We start from the raw sequence: 6061 nt of genomic DNA, 5'->3' as shown, positions 1-6061 counted from the left end.
GGCGATGTGGTCGGCAACCAGGGCCGCCTGCTTGGCCTGATATTCCTTCGACATCTCCTTGGCGTAGCCACCCGCCGTCTCGGCGGCCTTGAATTCCTCGTCCTCGACCGCAAGGAACTTGGCGCCGAGCGAGGCGACCTGTTCCTTGACCGCCGGGCGCACATCGGTTGCGGTCACCACCGCACCAAGCCGCCGCGCCGTGGCAATCGCCTGTAGCCCGGCAACGCCGACGCCCATGATGAACACTTTCGCCGCAGGCACGGTGCCGGCCGCCGTCATCATCATCGGCAGCGCGCGGTCATATTCCGAAGCCGCATCGATCACCGCCTGATAGCCGGCCAGATTGGCCTGGCTCGACAGCACGTCCATGACCTGCGCCCGCGTGATGCGCGGCATGAATTCCATGGTAAAGGCCGTCACACCGGCATCGGCCAGCGCCTTGACCGCCGCATCATTGCCGTAAGGGTCGAGCATGGCGATGACCACTGCGCCCTTCTTGTAGGCCTTGAGCTCGGCCGATGAAGGCCGGCGCACCTTCAGCACCACATCGGCCCTGGCTGCATCGCCGGCCTTGCCGATCGCCGCTCCCGCCGCGACAAACTCGCCGTCCGGTATGCGCGAGGCAACCCCGGCGCCAGCCTCGACGACAACCGCAAACCCGAGGGCTATCAGCTTCTTGACCGTCTCCGGCGAACCACCAACCCGCGGCTCGTCGATCTCTTTCGGTATGAAAAGTGTCTGAGCCAAGCTCTCACCCCCAAGCAAGTTAAACACAACAAAACAAGGGGCTGTTGGTATTCACGTTATGACCGCCCCGCAAATGGCGTGAATCTCAACAGGCCCTAGACCAAAACGGCGAACGGAAATGGATCACGATGCCATGACAAGCTTGGCCTCCGCCATTTCGGGGAAGGTGGGATAGAGCCCCCTTACACGCCCCATCTGCTGGGCAAGCGCAAGCACGCTGTCGATGAAGGGCGTATCCACATCGCAAAGCCGGCCCATCTCCTGCACGGATGTCAAAAGCGCGTCGAGTTCGATCGCACGGCCCTTGTCGACATCCTGCAGCATGGACGTGCGGTGTGCGCCAACGCCCGCAGCGCCGTCGATGCGGCGCTCGACATCGACCCGGAAAGTCGCGCCGAACTTTTCGCCGATTGCCTGGGCCTCGAGCATCATATTTCGCGCGAGGGTTCGCGTACCTGGGTCGGTGGCGACGATGTCGAGCGTCGCACCCGTCAACGCAGAAATCGGATTGAAGCAAAGATTGCCCCAAAGCTTGACCCAGATGTCGTTGCGGATGTCTTCATAGAAACGTGTCTTCAAACCGCCAGCCTCCATTACAGCTGCCAACCGGCTAACCCGTTCGCTGTTGCTGCAATCCGGCTCACCGAGACCAAACTGATTGCCGTAAATGTGCTTGATGACGCCGGGACCACTGATTTCCGTTGCGGGATAGACCGTGGCGCCGATGACCCTCTCGGGTCCAATCGCGTTCCACTGACGGTTATCCGGGTCGACGCTCTGCAGCCTGAGATCGGCCACGCTCGGATGGAGGCCATGAAAATACCACCAGGGAAGCCCGTTCTGGGCCGTCACCACTGCGGTGTCCTTGCCCAGAAGCGGCGTCATGTCCTCGGCAACCTGCCACGCCTGATGCGCTTTGAGCGTGACGATCACATAATCCTGAACACCCAGCTCGCCCGGCTTGCTCGTAGCCGGCATGCGCTCGATGATTTCCGTGCCGTCCACCAGGAGTTTCAATCCGTTTTGCCGGATCGCGTCGAGATGCGCACCTCTGGCGACGATGGAAACGTCAGCGCCGCCGCGCTTGAGCATCACTGCCATGTAACCACCGATCGCGCCGGCGCCGTAGATGCAGATCTTCATTTAATTTCCTCCTGCTCGCCCTTTTTTGGATCGTTCTGCCCCAATTTGATCGTCAGGGATCTGGTTTTTGTCACTTGCGCTAGCCAAGTGAGTGCACCGACAGGCAGATACGCGCCGAAGGCATCTGTCCTTTTCATCTGTGGTATACATAATCCCAAGAAATTCCCGAATGTCAATCCTGCCGACAAGAGTGCAAGGAGGATTCGACGAGAAAGGCGCGAAAGAAATGCCTGCGAGTCAGGGCAAGCCGCTATTCCGGGTGGCAAAACACCGCAGCGTGGATCATGATAGATGTTCTATATCATTGGGGGTTTCTTCCATTGCATTCTGGGCGCTCTCAACGCCTGCAAAAACGCCGTTTCGGAATCATAGATGAAGTCACGTTTTCTGCCGGATACCTTCACCCTGCTGCTTGTATCGACGGTGGTTTTCGCATCATTCCTGCCGATCGGCGGCATCGCCGCGGATTACTTTGGATTGGCGACAAAGTTTGCGATCGGACTTCTCTTCTTTCTCCATGGCGCAAGGCTATCGCGCGACGTTGTCGTGGCAGGCCTTCTGCACTGGAAATTGCACATAGTCATTTTGGCAGCCACATTCGTCCTGTTCCCGTTGTTGGGGTTGACCACAAGCATTCTCGTTCCCGAAATCTTGTCGCCGTCACTCTACACCGGGGTAATCTTTCTTTGCGTCCTGCCTTCCACGGTCCAGTCCTCCATCGCCTTTACATCGATGGCAGGCGGCAACGTTCCGGCCGCTATCTGCGCGGCCTCCGCATCGAACATATTCGGGATGTTCCTTACCCCGTTGCTGGCTGGCGTCCTGCTCACCGCCAGCGGGCATTCCGGTTTCTCTCTCGATGCATTGCAGTCCATTTTGCTACAGTTGCTTGCGCCGTTCGTGCTGGGCCAGGTCTTGCAGCCGTTGATCGGCAATTTCATCAGAAGCAAGAACAAAATTCTCATGCCCGTCGACCGGGGATCAATTCTCATGGTCGTGTATTCGGCGTTCAGCGCGTCCGTAAATGAAGGATTGTGGCAGACGACGTCCTTGCACGATCTGGGCATTCTGCTGGCGATCGATATCGCAATTTTAGCGATCGTGCTCACGGTCACGATGTTTGGCAGCCGTTTGCTCGGCTTCTCCAGAGCCGACGAGATCGCAATCACCTTTTGCGGGTCAAAGAAAAGTCTCGCAAGCGGTGTTCCCATCGCCAATGTGCTGTTTGCGGGGCAGGCCATTGGCAGCATCATCCTGCCAATAATGCTTTTCCACCAGGTACAGTTGATCGTTTGCGCTGTTATCGCCCGCCACTATGCCAGTGCAAACATTCGGAAAAAAGCCGCCGCGATATTGTGAAATTCAGAGCCAGTACGGCTGCCCTAAAGCTCTTCCGGCCGCTTGCCACCCATGGCCCGCGTCAGCTCATCTGCCGCGTCGCGGATAACCGGGCCGAGCACGATGAGTTTTTCCTTCGGTAACCGCACTGCCGGCCCTGAAATCGACATTCCGGCGATTGCCTCGCCATGCTCGTTGAAGATCGGCGCCGCGATGCAACGCATGCCGAGGGTATGTTCCTCATCATCGATCGACCAGCCGCGCGAGCGGATCTCCTGAATGTTCTTCAGGAGAGCCGGAAGCGTGTCCAGCGTGTGATCTGTGAAATGGGCAAGCTGTTTGCCGCCAACGGTCCGGCCAATTTCCGCGTCGGACCACGTCGAAAGGATAGCCTTGCCAATGCCGGAGGCGTGAATGGGGCCCCGCCGCCCGGGCCGGTAAAAGGCGCGCATAGGCGCATGGCTTTCGACCTGGGAAATGAACACCACATCGCCGTCATCCTCGATGCCGATATTCGCGGTTTCGCCGCATTCCTCCATGAGCCGCTTGAGGAAACGGCGGCTGATCGTGCCAAGCTTGCGGAAGCGCAGGAACGCATTGCCGATCGCGAAAGCCTCGACCCCGATAGTCCAGTCGCCCGTTTCCGGATCATGGGCGACCATGCCGTGGTTTTGCAGCGATGTCAGCAGACGATGGATGGTCGAGGGTGCAAGGCCGGTCTGGTCGGCAAGCTCCGTGAGCGCCGAACCATCATTGTCGGCAATGATAGCGAGAAGCTTCAAGCTCCTGTCGAGAACCTGCACCGAAGATGGCGCCGCGTCCGCTGCAGCCTTGCGACCCCTTTTGCCTTTGACCGGTTCGATAACAGACACAATCGCTCCCTTGTTCGATCCCCTGGCACCATACAGCCATAGAACGGCAATGCGGATTTATCCAGTTTTATTGAAAGTCATTATTTCCACAGAATGAGAATAATTTCCATTATGTGTTGATATATGCGAATTATGGGTTACAGTTCCATCAAAATCTGGAGGAATGATCATGACAAAAATGCGTGCCGTCGATGCGGCAGTTCGTATCCTGGAGAAGGAAGGGATCGATTGCGCCTTTGGTGTTCCGGGCGCGGCGATCAATCCGTTTTATTCGGCGCTGCGGGCGCGCGGCACGGTCCGTCACATCCTGGCGCGTCACGTCGAGGGCGCCTCGCATATGGCGGAGGGTTATACGCGCGCTGAAGCGGGCAATATCGGCGTCTGTATCGGTACCTCCGGCCCGGCCGGTACGGATATGATCACCGGCCTTTATTCGGCGTCCGCCGATTCCATCCCGATCCTGTGCATCACCGGTCAGGCGCCGCGTGCCCGGCTCGACAAAGAAGACTTTCAGGCCGTCGATATCGCATCGATTGCCAAGCCCGTGACCAAGTGGGCGGTAACCGTGATGGAGCCGGGCCTTGTTCCTTATGTCTTTCAGAAGGCTTTCCATATCATGCGCTCGGGCCGTCCGGGTCCAGTGCTGATCGACCTGCCGATCGACGTTCAGCTGGCGGAGATCGAATTCGATCCAGATACTTATGAGCCCTTGGAGCCCTACAAGCCCGCCGCGACGCGGGCGCAGGTGGAAAAGGCGCTGACGATGCTCAACGCGGCGGAGCGCCCGCTGATCGTTGCCGGCGGCGGTATCATCAATGCCGACGCTTCCGACCTGTTGGTGGAGTTTGCCGAGATCACCGGCGTTCCGGTTATTCCCACGTTGATGGGGTGGGGGACGATTCCCGACGATCACCGGCTGATGGCGGGGATGTGCGGCCTTCAGACCTCGCACCGCTACGGCAATGCGACGATGCTGGCCTCGGACTTCGTGCTCGGAATCGGCAATCGCTGGGCCAACCGTCACACAGGCAATGTTGCGACTTACACAGAGGGAAGAAAGTTCGTCCATGTCGACATCGAGCCGACGCAGATCGGCCGGGTCTTCGCGCCGGATTTCGGGATCGTGTCAGATGCAGGAAAGGCGCTGAAGCTTTTTCTGGATGTTGCGACCGAGTGGAAAACCGCGGGGAAACTGCGCGACTGGTCGAAATGGGCGGAGGAATGCCAGGAGCGCAAGCGGACGATGCTGCGCAAGACGCATTTCGATCAGGTGCCGTTGAAGCCGCAACGTGTTTACGAAGAGATGAACAAGGCGTTCGGCCGTGACGCCTGCTATGTCACGACGATCGGGCTCAGCCAGATTGCCGGGGCACAGTTCCTGAATGTCTATAAACCGCGAAACTGGATCAATTGCGGACAGGCCGGCCCGCTCGGCTGGACCTTGCCGGCGGCACTCGGTGTACGTGCTGCCGATCCGCACCGGCCGATCGTTGCGCTCTCAGGCGATTATGACTTCCAATTCATGATCGAGGAACTTGCGGTCGGCGCACAGCATAAACTGCCATATCTGCATGTCGTCGTGAACAATTCCTATCTCGGCTTGATCCGCCAAGCGCAGCGTGGCTTCGACATGGATTTCGAGGTCAGCCTCGCCTTCGACAACATCAACGCGTCGGGCGATGCGGAGAAGGGCTACGGCGTTGACCATGTCGCTGTCGCGGAAGGGCTTGGCTGCAAGGCGATCCGCGTTCGCAGCCCGAACCAGTTCACGGAAGCGTTCGAAGATGCGAAGGCGCTGATGGATGAACATCAGGTGCCGGTGGTCATCGAAGTCATCCTCGAACGCGTCACCAACATTGCAATGGGCATGGATATCAACGCGGTCGTCGAGTTCGAGGAACTCGCGGAGCGGCCCGAAGATGCGCCAACTGCTGTTGCAGCGTATCTCGATTGAGGAGGAT

General features: G+C 58.7%; 5 protein-coding genes. 2 read left to right on the top strand and 3 right to left on the bottom strand.

Features of this window, described 5'->3' with window-relative positions:
- On the bottom strand, positions 1-747 hold a 747-nt coding region (locus PHA01_RS28490; RefSeq protein WP_465248748.1), incomplete at its 3' end, for a Rossmann-fold NAD(P)-binding domain-containing protein.
- 123 nt (positions 748-870) lie between these two features.
- Entirely contained in the window at positions 871-1890 is a 1020-nt protein-coding gene (locus PHA01_RS28485) for a 2-dehydropantoate 2-reductase (protein ID WP_271899621.1), read from the bottom strand.
- 372 nt (positions 1891-2262) lie between these two features.
- On the opposite strand from PHA01_RS28485, the gene PHA01_RS28480 reads away from it, so the two are divergent.
- The gene (locus PHA01_RS28480; protein WP_271899620.1) at positions 2263-3249 is read left to right on the top strand and encodes a bile acid:sodium symporter family protein; all 987 of its coding nucleotides are present in this window, start codon (positions 2263-2265) and stop codon (positions 3247-3249) included.
- 23 nt (positions 3250-3272) lie between these two features.
- Here the strand turns inward: PHA01_RS28480 and PHA01_RS28475 are convergent, their stop codons facing one another.
- Positions 3273-4091: an IclR family transcriptional regulator gene (locus PHA01_RS28475; protein ID WP_271899623.1), complete on the bottom strand. Its 819-nt coding sequence runs from the start codon at positions 4089-4091 to the stop codon at positions 3273-3275.
- A 178-nt stretch (positions 4092-4269) separates the two neighbouring features.
- Between PHA01_RS28475 and gcl the strand changes: the two genes are divergently transcribed.
- Positions 4270-6054, top strand: a complete 1785-nt coding sequence (gcl, locus tag PHA01_RS28470) for a glyoxylate carboligase (protein WP_271899619.1) — start codon at positions 4270-4272, stop codon at positions 6052-6054.
- Positions 6055-6061: the final 7 nt, after the last annotated feature.

This window comes from Candidatus Phyllobacterium onerii, from assembly GCF_028331445.1.
In the GTDB taxonomy this organism is placed as follows: domain Bacteria; phylum Pseudomonadota; class Alphaproteobacteria; order Rhizobiales; family Rhizobiaceae; genus Phyllobacterium; species Phyllobacterium onerii.
The sequence above is the reverse complement of the archived record's forward strand: the minus strand, read 5'-3'. Positions and strand labels throughout refer to the sequence as shown.